Source organism: Streptomyces sp. AP-93 (assembly GCF_022808175.1).
Taxonomy (GTDB): Bacteria; Actinomycetota; Actinomycetes; order Streptomycetales; family Streptomycetaceae; genus Streptomyces.
Map to the genome: position 1 here is coordinate 111,679 of NZ_JALGBX010000015.1, position 16,235 is coordinate 127,913.

Sequence of the window (16,235 nt, forward strand, 5' to 3'; positions counted from 1 at the left end):
CTATCCGGCCTTCCCCTGAACTCCGGGAGCAGATCAGCGGTCGCGCTTCTCCTTGATCTTCGCGGCCTTGCCGCGGAGCTCACGGAGGAAGTACAGCTTGGCGCGACGCACGTCACCGCGGGTGACGAGCTCGATCTTCTCGAAGATCGGGGAGTGGACCGGGAAGGTACGCTCCACGCCGACGCTGAAGGAGACCTTGCGGACCGTGAAGGTCTCGGAGACGCCCGAGCCCTGGCGGCGGATGACGACACCCTTGAACTGCTGGATACGGGAGCGGTTGCCCTCGATCACGCGGACGTGCACGTTGACGGTGTCACCCGGGCGGAAGGCCGGGAGGTCCGAGCGCAGGGTGGCGGCGTTGACGCCATCGAGCAGGTGAGACATGTGATTCGTCTGCTTTCTTCGCATGACGCCACAGGTCGCCGATGCGGGGTTTCCGGAGAGAATTCGGGAGCTGCGGGACTCGGCGGACGACGGTCCCCCTGTGGCAGGGGCGTACGCGAGCACACAGCAGCCGCCTATTCTTCCACGGTCGGGGGCCTGCGCCAAAATCGGCCGTCGGGAGACGGCTTCCAGCCGAGGATGCTCAGCAGCTCGCGGTCCTTCTTGTCGAAGGCGGAGGCCTCGCAGCGCTCGATCAGGTCCGGGCGGTTGGCCGCCGTGCGGCGGAAGGCCTCGTCGCGGCGCCACCGGGCGATCTTGCCGTGGTGGCCGCTGACCAGCACGTCCGGGATCCCGTGGCCGCGCCACTGGGGAGGCTTGGTGTAGACGGGCCCCTCCAGCAGGTTGGCCATGTCCCCGGGGGCGAAGGAGTCGTCGCGGTGCGATTCGGCGTTGCCGAGCACCCCGGGCAGCAGCCGGGCCACGGCCTCGGTGACGACCAGGACGGCCGCCTCGCCGCCGGCCAGGACGTAGTCGCCGATGGACACCTCGTAGACCGGGAGGCGCGTGGCGTACTCGTCCATGACCCGGCGGTCGATGCCCTCGTACCGGGCCGGCGTGAAGATCAGCCAGGGGCGTTCGGAGAGCTCGACGGCCAGTTCCTGGGTGAAGGGCCGGCCGCTGGGGGTGGGGACGACGATGACGGGTCCGTGCGCGCCCGCCTCGTAGCCGTCGGCCAGCGCCGCGTCCAGGGCCTCGCCCCAGGGCTCGGTCTTCATGACCATGCCGGGACCGCCGCCGTACGGGGTGTCGTCCACCGTGTTGTGCCGGTCGTACGTCCAGTCCCGCAGGTCGTGGACGTGTACGTCGAGCTGGCCGCGCGCCCGCGCCTTCCCGACCAGGGAGACGTTGAGCGGTTCCAGGTACTCGGGGAAGATCGTGACGACGTCGAGACGCATCAGGCGTCTTCCCCGTCCGCGTCCCCGTCCGCGTCCGACTCCTCGTCCCGGGTGGAGACGACGATCGCCTCGCGCTCGTCGATGAGACCGGGCGGCGGGGTGATGACGCAGCGCTGCTCTTCGAGGTCGATCTCGGCGACGATCTCCTCGACGAAGGGGATCATCACCTCGGTGCCGTCCGGCCGCTCGACGATGAACAGGTCCTGCGAGGGCAGGTGGGAGATCTCGGTGATCCGGCCGATCGCGGTGCCGTCCTCGAGGACCACGTCGAGGTCCATCAGCTGGTGGTCGTAGTACTCGTCGTCCTCGGCCGGCAGCTCCGCCGGGTCCACGTCGGCGATGAGCAGGATGTTGCGCAGCGCCTCGGCGCCGGTGCGGTCCTTGACCCCGGCGAAGCGCAGCATCAGCCTGCCGCTGTGCACCCGGCCCGTCTCGACCGTCAGGGGTCCCGCCGACGCCGGGTCGGTCCGGAGCACGGCGCCGGGCCCGAGCCGCAGCTCGGGCTCGTCGGTCCGCACCTCGACGGTGACCTCACCCTTGATCCCGTGGGCGCGGCCGATCCGCGCGACTACCAGCTCCACTGCTTTTCTCCCCTTTTTGCGGCTAAACCGCCGCCGCTCTCGCGGAGGTGGTACCTCTCCGTCGTGGTTGCTCAATTAATGGTTGCTCTCACCCGTGGGTAAAAACGACTCGGGCCGGGGGGGCAACCAACGCCCTCCCCGGCCCGAGCCGGCAATTCAACTTCTCAGCGGACCTGGTCCACGTCGACGAGGTCGACGCGGATCCCCCGGCCGCCGATGGCGCCCACGACGGTACGCAGAGCACGTGCGGTGCGGCCGTTGCGACCGATCACCTTGCCGAGGTCGTCGGGGTGGACCCGAACCTCCAGCACCTGCCCGCGGCGCAGGTTGCGCGAGGCGACCTGCACTTCGTCGGGGTTGTCCACGATGCCCTTCACGAGGTGCTCAAGAGCCTCCTCGAGCATGCTCAGGCCTCGGTCGACTCGGCGGTCTCGGCCTCAGCCTCGTCCGCCTTCTTGTCGGCCTTCTTCGCCTTCTGGGTAATGGCTTCGCCCTTGCCCTCGCCGATGCCCTCGAGGGCCTTGGCGAACTCGTCGAAGGAGCGACGCTTGTTCTCCTTCGTCGCCGGCTGCAGCAGCGGCGCGGGGGCCGGGAGGCCCTTGTGCGCCTGCCAGTCACCGGTGAGCTTCAGGATGGCGAGCACAGCCTCGGTGGGCTGGGCGCCGACCGACAGCCAGTACTGCGCACGCTCGGCGTTGACCTCGATGCGCGACGGGTTGTACGTCGGGTGGTAGATACCGATCTCTTCGATCGCGCGACCGTCCCGACGGGTACGGGCGTCGGCGACGACGATGCGGTAGTGCGGCTGGCGAATCTTGCCGAGGCGCTTGAGCTTGATCTTGACTGCCACTGGAGTGGTGTCTCCTGAACTTGACGTGGTTGGGCACATGAGATGCCACGTGGGGTTGCGGTACTCGGGTGCCCGATGGACGCGTCAGCCGGAGGAGAGAGGGGTCCTATGCGACTGTCGAGTACAGCTGTCCATTGTGCCACACGCCCGCGGCGCGCTCGGCCGGGAGGTCGCGCCCGCATGGGCCGTGGCCACCCGCCGGGTCAGGAGGCCACCGCGATGGCCACTTCCGGGATGCGGAAGGGCTTCATGCAGCCTCCGCACACGATCGGGGCCTGGGCCAGCACGGACGGGACCACGCGCACGTTGCGCCCGCAGTCGCAGACCGCCTTGACGCGTACGCCGCCGCCGGAGGACCCGTGCCGGGCGGCCGGACCGCGGAAGCTGCGCTTGGTGTCGGCGGCCGTGGCGACCGTGTGGGCCTTCAGTGCGCGCTGGAGGCGCTCCATGGTGGGGCGGTAGCGCTTCTTCGCCTCGGGATTGAGCGAGACCAGGGAGAAGCCGCTGCTCGCGTGCGGCTCGTCGGTGTGGTCCAGCCCCATCTCCTCGGCGATCGCGAGGAACCTGCGGTTGTGGTAGCGGCCGGCGCGCGAAGTGTCACGCACTCCGCGGGCTGCGGCGATGCCGTGGACTGCCTCGTGCAGCAGTCGCTCGAAGGAGAGTTCGGCGCCGCAGGCGGACGAGGACTCTCCGATCAGGGACTCGGGCGCGGCAAGGTCAGGCAGCTCGGGGTGGTACCGCTGAATATCGGCCCACGCCTGCGCCAGCTCTGCGGCGAGAACAGGTGGTGTCGTGCTCACGTCGTGACAACGAGCCGGGGTGCCCCGGTGTTCCGATTCCGGGCCATTCCAAATTTTTTGCACGTACCAGTCAGTTCAGTCTCATGCGTCCCGACGAGGACGGGTGCGCATATCTCAGGATGAGTCGGTACGTAGTGAGGGCTACCGGCTGACACTGCCCCGGCGTGCGGCGGGTGCCGCACGCCGGGGCGTGAGAGCCGTCAGCCGGACCGGCTAGTACGAGCGCGCGACGATCGCGAGGTTGCCGGGGGCGTCGTCCGCCTGCGGCACCGATCCGTCCTCGGCGATCAGGCAGCGTACGGAGACGGCCTGCTCGGCGAGCTTCGCCTCGCCCTCGGGGCCGAGGTCGGCCCACGGGATCCGCGCCCAGCCACCGGCGATGGCGGCCTCGGCGGCCTCCTCGATGGTCGAGACGTCGGACGTACGGGAGATGCGGCGCTCGCGGGACTCGCGCAGCAGCTGTTCCTGGTCCTCCTCCAGCACCTTGGGCAGCAGGGCGGCGAGGTCGGAGATCTGCACGGCCTCCTTGCCGCCCGGGATCCGGCGGGCCAGCATCGCGGTGCCGGCCTCCAGGTCGCGGGGGCCGATCTCGACGCGGACCGGTACGCCCTTGAGCTCCCAGTCCACGGCGCGGCGGCCGAAGGGGGTGTCGACGCGGTCGTCGACGAACACCCGCAGGCCCGCGGCCTTGAGCTGGGCGCCCAGCTCGCGGACCGCTCCGACGGCCTCGTCGCCCTTGATCGCCATGACGACGACCTGGACGTGCGCGAGGCGCGGCGGGACCCGCAGGCCGTTGTCGTCGCCGTGCGACATGATCAGGCCGCCGACCATGCGGGTGGAGACGCCCCACGAGGTCTGCCAGACGAGCTCCTGCTTGCCCTCCTTCGACAGGTACTGCGTGTTGAAGGCCTTGGCGAAGTTGGTGCCGAGCTCGTGGCTGGTGCCGAGCTGCAGGGCCTTGCCGTCGCCCATCATGCCCTCGAGGGTGAGGGTGTTGATGGCGCCGGCGAAGCGCTCCTTGGCGGTCTTGCGGCCGAGCACGACGTCGATGCCGAGCACGTTGGTCATGAAGTCGCCGTACACGTCCGTGTGGATGCGGGCGGCGTAGTCGCGGGCGTCCTCGTACGTGACGTGGGCCGTGTGGCCCTCCTGCCAGAGGAACTCGCTCGTACGGAGGAACACGCGCGGGCGCATCTCCCAGCGGACCACGTTCGCCCACTGGTTGATCAGCAGGGGCAGGTCGCGGTAGCTCTGGACCCACTTGGAGAAGTACTCGTTGACGATCGTCTCGGAGGTGGGGCGGACGACGACCGGCTCGTCGAGCTCCTTGCCGCCGCCGTGCGTGACGACCGCGAGCTCGGGGGCGAAGCCCTCGACGTGCTCCGCTTCCCGCGTCAGGTAGGACTGCGGGATGAACAGCGGGAAGTACGCGTTCTGGGCGCCCGCGTCCTTGATGCGCGCGTCCATCTCCTGCTGCATCCGCTCCCACAGCCCGTAGCCGTACGGTCGGATGACCATGGTGCCGCGTACCGGACCGTTGTCGGCCAGCTCGGCCTTGTTGATCAGATCCTGGTACCAGCGGGGGAAATCCTCCGCCTGAGGGGTGAGAACGGGTGCCTTTGCCATGGCGCGAATGGTACGGCGCCCGGAGCGGCGAACGTGAATCGGGTGCGAATCGGGTGGCGCGCTCCTCTGGACGCGCGGGCGAATCGGGAGTTCTCTGGCAACGGGGGCATGGGGGCGACACGGAATCAGGAGCGCTCTTTCGATGACACCGACGCCGACGGCGACGCTGGTCGCGCGGGACTGGGCGGAGATCCAGGAACGGATGCTGGTACCGCTGTACGAGGCGGTCTACGACCGGCTGGAGGTCGGGCCGGGCGACCGGCTGCTGGGCCTCGACTGCGGGGCCGGGCTGGCCCTTCTGCTGGCCTCGGGCCGGGGAGCCCTGGCCACGGGTGTGGAGACGGATCCGGCACGCCGGACACTGGCCCGGGAGCGCCTCCTGGAGGTGCTCGCGGCCCCGCCCGCGCCCGCGGTGCCCTACGACGTCCTGCTGGCCTTCTCGCCCACCCCGGGCGCCCTGGCCGCGGCCCTGCCGGCGCTGCGCAGGCCCGGCGGCGCGGTGGTGCTGGCCGACTGGGGTCCGGCGGAGCGGTGCACGGTGCCCTCCGTCCTGGGCGGCGGGCCGGCGGCGCGGGACCTGGACGCGATGGCGGCCGCGGCCGGGCTGGTACCGGACGGGTCGGGGCGGGTGTTCTGCCCGTTCGGGTACGCCGACGTGGACAGCGCGGTGCGCGGGCTGCTGTCGACCGGGCTGTACGAGTGCTCGGACCCGGTGCAGGTGGAGAAGGAACTCGCGGAGGCGCTTCACCCGTACGAGCGGGGTGACGGGGCCGTCTGGCTGCCGAACATCTTCCGGTACGTCATCGCCCGTACGGCGTAACCGGCGTGACCGTCGCCGTGCGGGGCCGCCGACCGGCCCCGCACGGCGCTCACTTGTGGAGCCGGGTGATGCCCGCGGCGGCGTAGGCGGCCGCTTCGTCCAGCGTTTCGTTGGCCATCAGGGCCTCCGCGAGGGCGTCCAGCTTGTCGCGGTTCTCGCGCAGCAGGAGGCAGGCCTTCTCGTAGCACTCGTCGACGATCCGGCGCATCTCGTGGTCCACCGCGTCGAGGGTGGCGGGGGCCGCGGAGAGGCCGTAGGGGCTCTGTCCGTCCGAGGGGATGGCGGTGAGCCGGCCGATGCGCTCGCTCATGCCCCAGCGGCCGACCATGCCCCGGACGATGTTGGTGACCTGCTCCAGGTCGTTCTCCGCGCCCGTGGTGATGACGTCGTAGACCACGTGCTCGGCGGCCATGCCGCCGAGGGCCCCGATGATGCGGCCGCGCAGATACTCCTCGGTGTAGGCGTACCGGTCCGCGTCCGGGGTGGAGAGGGTGACGCCGAGCGCCCGCCCGCGCGGCACGATCGTGATCTTGCGGACCGGGTCGGCGCCCGGCTGGAGCATGCCCAGCAGGGCGTGCCCGCCCTCGTGGTACGCGGTGCGGCGGCGGTCCTCGTCCGACATGACCAGCGGCCGTTCCGCGCCGAGCTGGACCTTTTCCAGCGCGTCGGAGAGGTCCGACTGGGTGACCTCCTGCTGCTGGCGCTTCACGGCGAGCAGGGCCGCCTCGTTGGCGAGGTTGGCCAACTCGGCTCCGGTCATGCCCGGCGTCGTACGGGCCACTTGCGCGAGGTCCACGCCGTCGGCGAGCGGGATGTCCCGGGTGTGGATGCGCAGGATGGCTTCCCGGCCGCTCTTGTCTGGCGGGGAGACCACGACGGTGCGGTCGAAGCGGCCCGGCCGGGTCAGCGCCGGGTCCAGGACGTCGGCCCGGTTGGTCGCGGCGAGGACGACCACGCCTTCGGAGCCGGAGAAGCCGTCCATCTCGGTGAGGATCTGGTTCAGGGTCTGCTCGCGCTCGTCGTGGCCGCCCATGGCCGCGCCGCCGCCGCGCACCCGCCCGATGGTGTCGATCTCGTCGATGAAGACGATGGCGGGGGCCACCTTGCGCGCCTCGGAGAAGAGTTCCCGTACCCGGGACGCGCCGACGCCGACGATCATCTCGATGAACTCGGAGGCCGAGGCCGAGAAGAACGGCACCCCGGCCTCGCCCGCGAGGGCGCGGGCGAGCAGGGTCTTGCCGGTGCCGGGCGGGCCGGCGAGCAGGACGCCGCCGGGCATGCGGGCGCCCATCTTGCGGTACTCGTCCGGGTTCTTGAGGAAGTCCACGACGTCGTTGAGCTCGCCCTCGACCTCGTCGATGCCGGCCACGTCCTCGAAGGTCGTGCGCTTGGCGCCCTCCAGCTCGACCGGCTTGGGCGGCGTCTTGCGCCCGAGCCCGCCCATGCCGCCGCCCATCGCCGATCCCATCCGGCGGGCGATGATCACCCACAGGAGGACCAGCAGCAGCATCGGGGCCAGGGAGATCAGCAGATTGGCCAGGAAGCTGCGCTGTTCGACGACCGGGGAGGCCGTGACGACGACGTTCTGCTTGGTGAGGTTGGCCCACAGGTCGTCGTCGGCGAAGGCGGGGCGCTGGGAGACGAACTTCTTGTAGTCGCCCTCGTCCCCGTCCGGCTTGGGCTGTTCGGTCTTCAGCTCGCCCTGGATGGCGTCGCCCTTGGCGTAGATCTTCGAGACGTTGCCGTTCGCGACCTGCTTGCTGAACTCGGTGTACGAGATGGTCGGCTCGTCGCCCTCGTTGAAGAAGGACAGCACCAGGTTGGTGATCAGGTAGACGATCAGGGCGGTGAGGATCAGGCCGCGCCAGCCTCCGGGCATCCGCTTCTTCGGCGGCGGGGCGGGGGGTGCGCCTTCGGAGCGCCAGGGCGTGTCGGCCCGGTCGCGGGGCGGTACGGGGGTGGGGCTGGGCACGTGGCCTCCTTCTGCCGTCCTCCCGGCCGACCATAAGCGACAAACCGGGCCGTCGCCCCTGGCGGCGGGCCACACGGCGAAGCCCCGGCCGGAGTGGTCCGGCCGGGGCTCGCGTGGCTCCGTACTGCTACTTCATGAACTTCTTGAACTCGTCCGGCAGGTCGAAGTCCTGACCCGGCTGGGCGCCCCCCGTGGGCAGGCCGAACGGATTGCCTCCGGCGGCGGGCTCGATCGCCTCCGGACCCGCCTCGCGGCGCGCCGCGGCCGCGGCCTCTTCTTCCTTGCGCTTCATCGGGTTGCCGCTCTTGCGCTTGCCCTTGGCCTGCTTGACCTGCTTCTTCTGCCGGCCGGGGCCGCCGCCCATCCCGGGGATGCCGGGCATGCCCGGCATGCCGCCGCCCTGGGCCATGCGGGACATCATCTTGCGGGCCTCGAAGAACCGCTCGACCAGCGACTTGACGGCGCTGACCTCGGTGCCGGAGCCCTTGGCGATGCGGGCGCGGCGCGAGCCGTTGATGAGGTGCGGGTCCTGGCGCTCGGCCGGGGTCATCGACTTGATGATCGCGGCGGTGCGGTCCACGTCGCGCTCGTCGATGTTGTTGATCTGGTCCTTGATCTGCCCCATGCCGGGGAGCATGCCGAGCAGCTTGGAGATGGAGCCCATCTTGCGGACCTGCTCCATCTGGGCCAGGAAGTCGTCGAGCGTGAACTCCTTGGGGCCCTTCTGCAGCTTGGCCGCCATCTTCTCGGCTTCGGCCTGGCTGAAGGTCTTCTCGGCCTGCTCGATCAGGGTGAGCATGTCACCCATGTCGAGGATCCGGCCCGCCATGCGGTCCGGGTGGAAGGCGTCGAACTCGTCGAGCTTCTCGCCGTTCGAGGCGAAGATGATCTGCTTGCCGGTGACGTGCGCGATGGAGAGCGCGGCACCGCCTCGCGCGTCGCCGTCGAGCTTGGAGAGCACGACGCCGTCGAAGCCGACGCCGTCGCGGAAGGCCTCGGCGGTGTTGACCGCGTCCTGGCCGATCATGGCGTCGACGACGAAGAGGATCTCGTCCGGGCTGACGGCGTCGCGGATGTCCGCGGCCTGCTGCATCAGCTCCTGGTCGATGCCGAGGCGGCCGGCGGTGTCGACGATCACGACGTCGTACTGCTTGGTGCGCGCGTACTCGATGGAGTCCTTGGCGACCTGGACCGGGTCGCCGACGCCGTTGCCCGGCGCGGGCGCGTAGACGGCCACGCCGGCCCGCTCGGCCACGACCGAGAGCTGGTTGACGGCGTTGGGGCGCTGGAGGTCGCAGGCGACGAGGAGCGGGGTGTGGCCCTGCCCCTTCAGCCACAGGCCGAGCTTTCCGGCGAGGGTGGTCTTACCGGCACCCTGGAGGCCGGCGAGCATGATCACGGTGGGCGCGGTCTTGGCGAAGCGCAGCCGCCGGGTCTCGCCGCCGAGGATGGAGACCAGCTCGTCGTTGACGATCTTGAGGACCTGCTGACCCGGGTTCAGGGCCTTGGAGACCTCTTCGCCGCGGGCGCGCTCCTTGACGTTCGCGATGAAGGAGCGGACGACGGGGAGGGCGACGTCGGCCTCGAGGAGGGCGATACGGATTTCCCGCGCCGCAGCGTCGATGTCCTGCTCGGAGAGGCGGCCTTTGCCCCGGAGGGACTTGAAGGTCGCGCTGAGGCGGTCGGAAAGCGTATCGAACACGGTGGTCGCGATTCCTCGGGTCAGGGGGCGTGTGGTCGTCCCCAGGGTATCGGGCCGCGCCACCCCCCTGGCCCTGCGGGCGGCAATCCCCTACCCGCCCTTCGCCCGTTCCCTGGGGCTCCGCCCCAGACCCCGCGCCTCAAACGCCGGCGAGGCTGGAATTTCCCCGGCGGGGGCTGGATGGCGCGTAGCGCCATTTCAGCCCGTCCGGCGTTTGAGGACCGGGTCCGGGCGGAGCCCGGGGAACGGGCGAGGGGCGGGTAGGGGACAGCCCCCGCAGGGCCCCCTACGCCAGGGCCGCCTGGACCGAGTCGGCCAGGACCGTCGCCGCGGACGCAGTCAGGGGTTTGCCGTCCGCGTCGACCACGTACACCGTGTCCACCGCGTTCGCGCCCAGCGTGGAGACGTGCGCGCTGCGGACCCTGACCCCGGAGGACTCCAGCGCGCGCCCGATCCGGTGCAGCAGCCCGACCGCGTCCGGCGCCCGCACCTCCAGGACCGTGGCGAGGGAGGAGACCTCGGGCACCACCGTGACCCGGGGCGGCGGCGGGACCACCCCGCGCCGGCGCGGGTACGCCGCCTCGCGGTCCGCCAGCTTCGACGGGACGTCCAGCGAGCCGTCCAGGGCCCGCACCAGATCGGTGCGCAGCCGCGCTGCCTCCGGCAGGGAGCCGTACTCCGCCGCCACCCGCCAGCGCAGCACCAGTACCTCGCCCAGCCGGTCCGGGAGCTCCATCGAGCGCAGGTCGGCCGCCCGCACGGTGAGCCGGTGCAGGGCCAGTACGCCGGCCACCGCGGGCAGTACTCCCGGCTGGTCGGGAACGGCCACCACCAGTTCCACGCCGACCGCGTCCTCCTCCTGCCGGGCGTGCAGGGCCAGGACCGGCTCTCCGGTGCGCAGCGCCTCCACCGCCAGGCGCTCCTGCTCCGTGGTCGGGATCTCCAGCTCCGTCACGGCCGGGGCGGCCCCGCGCAGCACTGCGGCGACCCGGGCGACCAGGTCGGCCACGAGCGAGCCGCGCCACGCGCTCCACGCCGCCGGGCCGGTGGCCAGCGCGTCGGCCTCCGTCAGGGCGTGCAGGATCTCCAGCGTGCCGGGCGAACCGACCGCCTCGGCGACCGCCTTGACCGTCGCCGGGTCGTCCAGGTCCCGCCGCGTGGCGGTGTCGATCAGCAGCAGGTGGTGGCGTACGAGCACGCCCAGGACGGCGACGTCCTCCGCGTCGAAGCCCACTCGCAGCGCCATGTCGCGCGCGATCGTCTCGCCGGCCACCGAGTGGTCGCCGGGCCAGCCCTTGCCGATGTCGTGCAGCAGCGCCGCCATCAGGAGGAGGTCGGGGCGGCCCACCCGGCGGGTCAGCTCGGAGGCCCGTACGGCCGTCTCCACCAGGTGGCGGTCCACGGTCCAGGTGTGCACCGGGTTGCGCTGCGGCCGGCACCGCACCCGCTCCCAGTCGGGCAGCAGCTTCGTGATGATCCCCTCGGCCTCCAGCGCCTCCCACACGGCCACCGTCGGCTCCCCCGCGCCCAGCAGGGTCAGCAGCTGCTCGCGGGCCTCGGCCGGCCAGGGCACCGGCAGCGGCTTCGCCTGCGCCGCGAGCCTGCGTACGGCGTGCAGCGAGACGGGCAGTCCGGCCTGGGCGGCGGCCGCGCCGAAGCGCAGGGGCAGCACGTGGTCCCGGTCGGGCCGCGCGGCCAGGGCCAGTACGGCCTCGCCGTCGGACTCGACGACGCCTTCGGCGAGCGGCGCCCGCTCCGGTACGGGGCTGCGGGTGCCGAGCAGACCGCGCAGCCGGGGCCGGGCGGACCGCGCCCGGAGCACGCGCCCGACCTCGCGCCAGGTCACGTCACCGGCGTACGAGACCACCCGCGCGGCCTCGTACACCTCCCTGAGCAGGGCGTCGGCGTCGAGCAGACCGAGCTGCGCCGCAACCGGGGTCTGTTCCTGGAGGGAGAGCCGCTCGGTGGCGCGGCCGGTCACCAGGTGCAGCGCGTCCCGGGCGTCGAGCAGCCGGCGCCGGGCTTCGGCGAGGCCCTCGCGCGGGGCGTCGGCCAGCCAGGACGCGGCGACGGCCCGCAGCGCGGTGACGTCGCGCAGTCCCCCGCGGGCCTCCTTGAGGTCGGGTTCCAGCAGGAAGCGGAGCTCACCGGCCCGCTCGGCCCGCTCGCGGCACAGGGAGTGCAGCTGCGGCAGCCGCTTCGCGGCGTGGTTGCGCCAGTCCGCCAGGACGGAGGTGCGCAGTCCCGCGAGGAGCCCGGCGTCGCCCGCGACGGGCCGGGCGTCGAGCAGTCCGAGGTGCACCTTGAGGTCTTCGGCGGCTGTTTTGCGGGCTTCGCCGGGGGTGCGCACCGAGTGGTCGAGGGCGAGGCCGAGGTCCCAGACGGGGTACCAGAGCCGGTCGGCCAGGGCGGCCAGCGCCCGCGGTTCGGCTTTGCCGTCGTGGAGCAGGACCAGGTCCAGGTCGCTGCGGGGGGAGAGTTCGGCGCGGCCGTAGCCGCCGACGGCCACGAGCGCGGCGCCCCGCACGCCCGTCTCCCGTACGGCGGTGGCGAACAGCGCCTTCAGCCAGTCGTCGGTCAGGGCCGCCAGGGCGGAACGCCGGGAAGGCCCGGACCGCGACTCCTCCTGGAGGAGTCGCAGCCGGGCCGCGGCGTACCCGCTGGGTCCCGAGTCGGGCGTGCTGTCCGTTGTCTCTTCGACGCTCGTCACCCAGGGGTTCCCATCACCTAAAGCGCGTCAGCGCCACGTTCGCCGGTGCGGACCCGGATGACCGAGTCCACGGGGATGCTCCACACCTTGCCGTCGCCGATCTTGCCGGTCTGGGCGGCGTCGACGACGATCCGCATCACGTCTTCCGCGTCGCCGTCCTCGACGAGCACCTCTATGCGGATCTTCGGTACGAGGTCCACCGTGTACTCGGCGCCCCGGTAGACCTCGGTGTGTCCGCGCTGGCGGCCGTAGCCGCTGGCCTCGGAGACGGTGAGTCCCTGGACTCCGAAGCGGTGCAGGGCTTCCTTGATCTCGTCCAGCCGGTGCGGCTTCACGATCGCGGTGATGAGCTTCATGCGTCAACCTTCTTGCTCGCGGCGGCAACGGGGGCGGGGGCGGCGGTGCTCCGGGAGGAGGAGCCGCCGCCGGCTCCGCTGAAGTCGTAGGCGGTCTCGGCGTGCTCGACCTGGTCGATGCCGGAGACCTCGTCGTCCTCGGTGACCCGCATCCCGATCGTCTTGTCGAGCAGGAAGGCGAGTACCGCGGATGCCACGAGAGAGTAGGCGAGGACGGCGAAGACTCCGATCGCCTGCTTGCCGAGCTGCTCCAGGCCGCCGCCGTAGAAGAGGCCCGCCACGTCGGACTGGACCCCGCCGGTGGCGAAGAGGCCGACGAGGAGGGAGCCGAGGACACCGCCGACGAGGTGGACTCCGATGACGTCGAGGGAGTCGTCGTAGCCGAACTTGTACTTCAGGCCGACGGCCATGGCGCACACGACACCGGCGATGACGCCGATGGCGATCGCGCCGAGCGGGGAGACGGCGCCGCCGGAGGGGGTGATGGCGACGAGGCCCGCGACCGCGCCGGAGGCGGCGCCCAGGGTGGTGAAGGAGCCGTGGCGCAGCTTCTCGTACCCGAGCCAGGCGAGCATGGCGGCGGCGGTGGCGACCTGCGTGTTGACGAACATGACCGCGCCGACGCCGTCGTCGTTGCCGAGCCAGGAGCCCGCGTTGAAGCCGAACCAGCCGAACCACAGCAGGCCGGCGCCGAGCATCACGAGCGGGAGGCTGTGCGGGCGCATCGGGTCCTTCTTGAACCCGACGCGCTTGCCGATGACCAGGATCACGCCGAGGGCCGCGGCGCCCGCGTTGATGTGGACGGCGGTACCGCCGGCGAAGTCGATGACCCCGAGCTCGAAGAGCCAGCCGCCGGCGCCCCACACCCAGTGGGCGACGGGGAAGTAGACGATGGTGACCCAGAGGGTGATGAAGAGGGCCCACGCGCTGAACTTGACGCGGTCGGCCAGCGCACCGCTTATCAGCGCCGGGGTGATGATCGCGAACATCAGCTGGAAGACGGCGAAGACGTAGACCGGGATGGTGTAACCGTCCCACAGCTCGGTGATGCCGATGCCGCTGAGTCCCACGTAGTCGGAGGTCCAGCCGATGAGCGAGCCGGAGTCGGCGCCGAAGGCGAGGCTGAATCCGTAGAGGACCCAGAGGATCGTGACGATCCCGAGGCTGATGAAGCTCATCATCAGCATGTTGAGGCTGCTCTTGACGCGGACCATGCCTCCGTAGAAGAAGGCGAGTCCCGGGGTCATCAGCATGACCAGGGCGGAGCAGATGAGCATGAACCCGGTGTTCGCGGAAGACAGCGTGGGGGCGTCTGCCGCGAGGGTCGTGATGGCTGATGCCATCGGCGTCTCCTCGTCGTCGGTACGTTCGCGTGCGGGCGATCGTGAAAACCTGAGCGGCGCTGGTTCGTGAATCAGGCCTGAGGGGTGTTCCGGCCCGGGGGGCTGGCCGGTTATTGGCCCTGAGATTCGCGCAGGCCGGTTTCCGGCGGCGCCGCCAGGTGTTTCGCCCCGATGACGAAGGCGTCCGGGCTGTTACAGCCCGATGAACACGGCAACCATCAATTGAGCAACCACGACGGCGAGCAACCACCTCCGCGAGAGCGGCGCCGGTTCAGGCGCAAAAAACAGAAACCCGGCCGCGGCGATGACCCGGGGAACCTGGCTGGGGGAGCCTGATCGGGCTTCACGGGGTGACTGCCGCGGCCGGGGGCCTTGGGATCGGCCGGGTGGCCGTCAGACGGCCTCCGCTGCCTCGGGGAGGCGGGAGGCGAGGTGGTCGGTCAGCCGCACCACGTCGGCGACGTCGCCGTACTCACGCGCGGCGGCGTCGACGGTCTTGCGCAGCCGGGTGTTCACCCGTTCGGACCGCACCTTTCCCGCCACGTCGAGGGCGCGGCCGACGAGGACCGTGGCCTGCTCGGGCTCGCGCTGGAGCAGGTGCACGGTGGCCATGCCGATGAGGTTGAGGGCGTAGGAGCGCTGGTGCTCCTCGTCCTTCTCGAAGAGCTCGACGGCGCGCTCCATGACCGGCTCGGCGAGGGAGGCGTACATGGGGCTGCGGCCCGCCACGTAGGCCAGGTCCCGGTAGGAGTGGGAGTTCTCGCCGTTGAGCTCGGCCTCGGAGAAGAAGCGGATCCAGTCGGGCTCGGGCTCGGAGTCGAAGCCGACGTCGGAGAAGGTGTCCTCGGCCATCCGCACGGCCCGCTTGCAGCGGCTGGGCTGGCCCATGTTGGCGTAGGCGCGGGCCTCCATCGCATACAGCATGGCCTGGGTACGGGGCCCCGCGCAGTCGCGGCTGCCGTACTGGGCCAGGTGGATGAGCTCCAGGGCGTCCTCGGGGCGGCCCAGGTGGATCATCTGGCGGCTCATGCTGGAGAGGATGTACGAGCCCAGGGGCTTGTCCCCGCCCTCCTTGGCGGCGTGCAGCGCGAGGACGAAGTACTTCTGCGCGGTGGGGTGCAGGCCGATGTCGTAGCTCATCCAGCCGGCGAGTTCGGCGAGTTCGGCGGCGACCTTGAAGAGCCGCTTCATGACCGGCGCCGGGTGGTTCTCCTGGAGCAGGTCGGTGACCTCGTGGAGCTGGCCCACGACGGCCTTGCGGCGCAGTCCGCCGCCGCACTGGGCGTCCCACTGGCGGAACATCACGGTGGTGGCTTCGAGGAGGTCCACCTCGGGTTCGGAGAGCCGGGGCGGCCGGTGGCCGCTCAGGGCGCCCGCCGGCCCCGCCTCCCGGGGTCCCGGGTCGGCGGCCGGAACCGGTACGAGCCAGCGCTGCATGGGCTCGATGAGGGCGGGGCCGGCGGACAGGGCGAGCGAGGTCCCGAGGAAGCCGCGGCGGGCCAGCATCAGGTCGCTGCGGGAGAACTCGCCGAGCAGCTCGATGGTCTGCGCTCCGGCCCAGGGCAGGTCGACGCCGGAGACGGAGGGGGTCTGGTGGGCGGTGCGCAGGCCGAGGTGCTCGATGGCGACGACGGAGCCGAAGCGCTCGGAGAACAGCTCGGACAGGATCCGCGGGACGGGCTCGCGGGGCTGTTCGCCGTCGAGCCAGCGGCGGACCCGCGAGGTGTCGGTGCTGATGTGGTGGGCGCCCATCTGGCGGGCGCGGCGGTTGACCTGGCGGGCGAGCTCGCCCTTGGACCAGCCGCTGCGGACGAACCAGGACGTCAGCTGTTCGTTGCGGACGGTGGCGTCCTGCGACACGTCGGACTCCGCACTCGTTCCGCTTGCGCCGTTGCCGCTCACTGGAACGCCCCCATCCGTCAGCCTCTTCAACACGAAACCCAGTCGGGAAACGGTCTTCACAGGTCCTTCACGCCTTGCCTCCGGCATACCCGCGAACACGTCTCCCTCCGCGCTTCATGCACCGAAAGTAATCCTACGATCACCCCTTCGGCGAGGTCGATCCCGGAAACGCCACCATTCGCCACCCCTTCGAATGAACTCGCCACCCGCCAGGCGCGATTCACTTGACACGA

The 16,235-nt window shown here is 71.1% G+C and carries 14 protein-coding genes; 1 reads left to right on the forward strand and 13 read right to left on the reverse strand.

Going from position 1 to position 16,235, the window contains the following annotated elements; genetic code table 11:
• Positions 1-33: 33 nt before the first annotated feature.
• From rplS to proS, 7 genes are all read right to left on the reverse strand, one after another.
• Entirely contained in the window at positions 34-384 is a 351-nt protein-coding gene (gene rplS, locus MTF69_RS24275) for a 50S ribosomal protein L19 (RefSeq protein ID WP_243337670.1), read from the reverse strand.
• Between the two features lie 134 nt (positions 385-518).
• Positions 519-1,340, reverse strand: coding sequence for a tRNA (guanosine(37)-N1)-methyltransferase TrmD (trmD, locus tag MTF69_RS24280; RefSeq protein WP_243337673.1), 822 nt, complete (start codon positions 1,338-1,340; stop codon positions 519-521).
• Entirely contained in the window at positions 1,340-1,921 is a 582-nt protein-coding gene (gene rimM / locus MTF69_RS24285) for a ribosome maturation factor RimM (RefSeq protein ID WP_243337675.1), read from the reverse strand. Before rimM ends, trmD begins: the two co-directional genes overlap by 1 nt.
• A 164-nt stretch (positions 1,922-2,085) precedes the next feature.
• Complete coding sequence (locus tag MTF69_RS24290) at positions 2,086-2,325, reverse strand: RNA-binding protein (RefSeq protein WP_030011889.1); 240 nt, start codon at positions 2,323-2,325, stop codon at positions 2,086-2,088.
• A gap of 2 nt (positions 2,326-2,327) precedes the next feature.
• Entirely contained in the window at positions 2,328-2,771 is a 444-nt protein-coding gene (gene rpsP / locus MTF69_RS24295; protein ID WP_243337676.1) for a 30S ribosomal protein S16, read from the reverse strand.
• Between the two features lie 203 nt (positions 2,772-2,974).
• Entirely contained in the window at positions 2,975-3,571 is a 597-nt protein-coding gene (locus tag MTF69_RS24300) for a hypothetical protein (RefSeq protein ID WP_243337678.1), read from the reverse strand.
• A gap of 213 nt (positions 3,572-3,784) precedes the next feature.
• Positions 3,785-5,197 (reverse strand): proline--tRNA ligase, encoded by a 1,413-nt coding sequence (proS, locus tag MTF69_RS24305; RefSeq protein WP_243337680.1) that lies wholly within the window; start codon positions 5,195-5,197, stop codon positions 3,785-3,787.
• 142 nt (positions 5,198-5,339) lie between these two features.
• On the opposite strand from proS, the gene MTF69_RS24310 reads away from it, so the two are divergent.
• On the forward strand, positions 5,340-6,017 hold the full coding sequence (locus tag MTF69_RS24310; protein WP_243337681.1) for a methyltransferase type 11: 678 nt from the start codon (positions 5,340-5,342) through the stop codon (positions 6,015-6,017).
• Positions 6,018-6,066: 49 nt separating this feature from the next.
• Here MTF69_RS24310 and ftsH read toward each other — a convergent pair whose 3' ends face one another.
• The 6 genes from ftsH to MTF69_RS24340 all read right to left on the reverse strand — a co-directional run bounded on the left by ftsH (position 6,067) and on the right by MTF69_RS24340 (position 16,002).
• Positions 6,067-7,896 (reverse strand): ATP-dependent zinc metalloprotease FtsH, encoded by a 1,830-nt coding sequence (gene ftsH / locus MTF69_RS24315; RefSeq protein ID WP_243337841.1) that lies wholly within the window; start codon positions 7,894-7,896, stop codon positions 6,067-6,069.
• 220 nt (positions 7,897-8,116) lie between these two features.
• Positions 8,117-9,691 (reverse strand): signal recognition particle protein, encoded by a 1,575-nt coding sequence (gene ffh, locus MTF69_RS24320; RefSeq protein ID WP_243337683.1) that lies wholly within the window; start codon positions 9,689-9,691, stop codon positions 8,117-8,119.
• Positions 9,692-9,977: 286 nt separating this feature from the next.
• On the reverse strand, positions 9,978-12,401 hold the full coding sequence (locus MTF69_RS24325; RefSeq protein WP_243337685.1) for a [protein-PII] uridylyltransferase: 2,424 nt from the start codon (positions 12,399-12,401) through the stop codon (positions 9,978-9,980).
• A 17-nt stretch (positions 12,402-12,418) separates the two neighbouring features.
• Positions 12,419-12,757 (reverse strand): P-II family nitrogen regulator, encoded by a 339-nt coding sequence (locus tag MTF69_RS24330; RefSeq protein ID WP_112451060.1) that lies wholly within the window; start codon positions 12,755-12,757, stop codon positions 12,419-12,421.
• Positions 12,754-14,100 (reverse strand): ammonium transporter, encoded by a 1,347-nt coding sequence (locus MTF69_RS24335; protein WP_243337687.1) that lies wholly within the window; start codon positions 14,098-14,100, stop codon positions 12,754-12,756. The genes MTF69_RS24330 and MTF69_RS24335 overlap by 4 nt, the downstream gene beginning before the upstream one ends.
• A 393-nt stretch (positions 14,101-14,493) precedes the next feature.
• Positions 14,494-16,002 (reverse strand): hypothetical protein, encoded by a 1,509-nt coding sequence (locus MTF69_RS24340; protein WP_308401446.1) that lies wholly within the window; start codon positions 16,000-16,002, stop codon positions 14,494-14,496.
• Positions 16,003-16,235: the final 233 nt, after the last annotated feature.

Bases quoted from the DNA above. Each gene is read 5' to 3' on its own strand.
- rplS (WP_243337670.1), bottom strand. From the start codon at position 384: ATGTCTCACCTGCTCGATGGCGTCAACGCCGCCACCCTGCGCTCGGAC.
- trmD (WP_243337673.1), bottom strand. From the start codon at position 1,340: ATGCGTCTCGACGTCGTCACGATCTTCCCCGAGTACCTGGAACCGCTC.
- MTF69_RS24290 (WP_030011889.1), bottom strand. From the start codon at position 2,325: ATGCTCGAGGAGGCTCTTGAGCACCTCGTGAAGGGCATCGTGGACAAC.
- proS (WP_243337680.1), bottom strand. From the start codon at position 5,197: ATGGCAAAGGCACCCGTTCTCACCCCTCAGGCGGAGGATTTCCCCCGC.
- MTF69_RS24310 (WP_243337681.1), top strand. From the start codon at position 5,340: ATGACACCGACGCCGACGGCGACGCTGGTCGCGCGGGACTGGGCGGAG.
- ftsH (WP_243337841.1), bottom strand. From the start codon at position 7,896: ATGCCCGGAGGCTGGCGCGGCCTGATCCTCACCGCCCTGATCGTCTAC.
- MTF69_RS24330 (WP_112451060.1), bottom strand. From the start codon at position 12,757: ATGAAGCTCATCACCGCGATCGTGAAGCCGCACCGGCTGGACGAGATC.
- MTF69_RS24335 (WP_243337687.1), bottom strand. From the start codon at position 14,100: ATGGCATCAGCCATCACGACCCTCGCGGCAGACGCCCCCACGCTGTCT.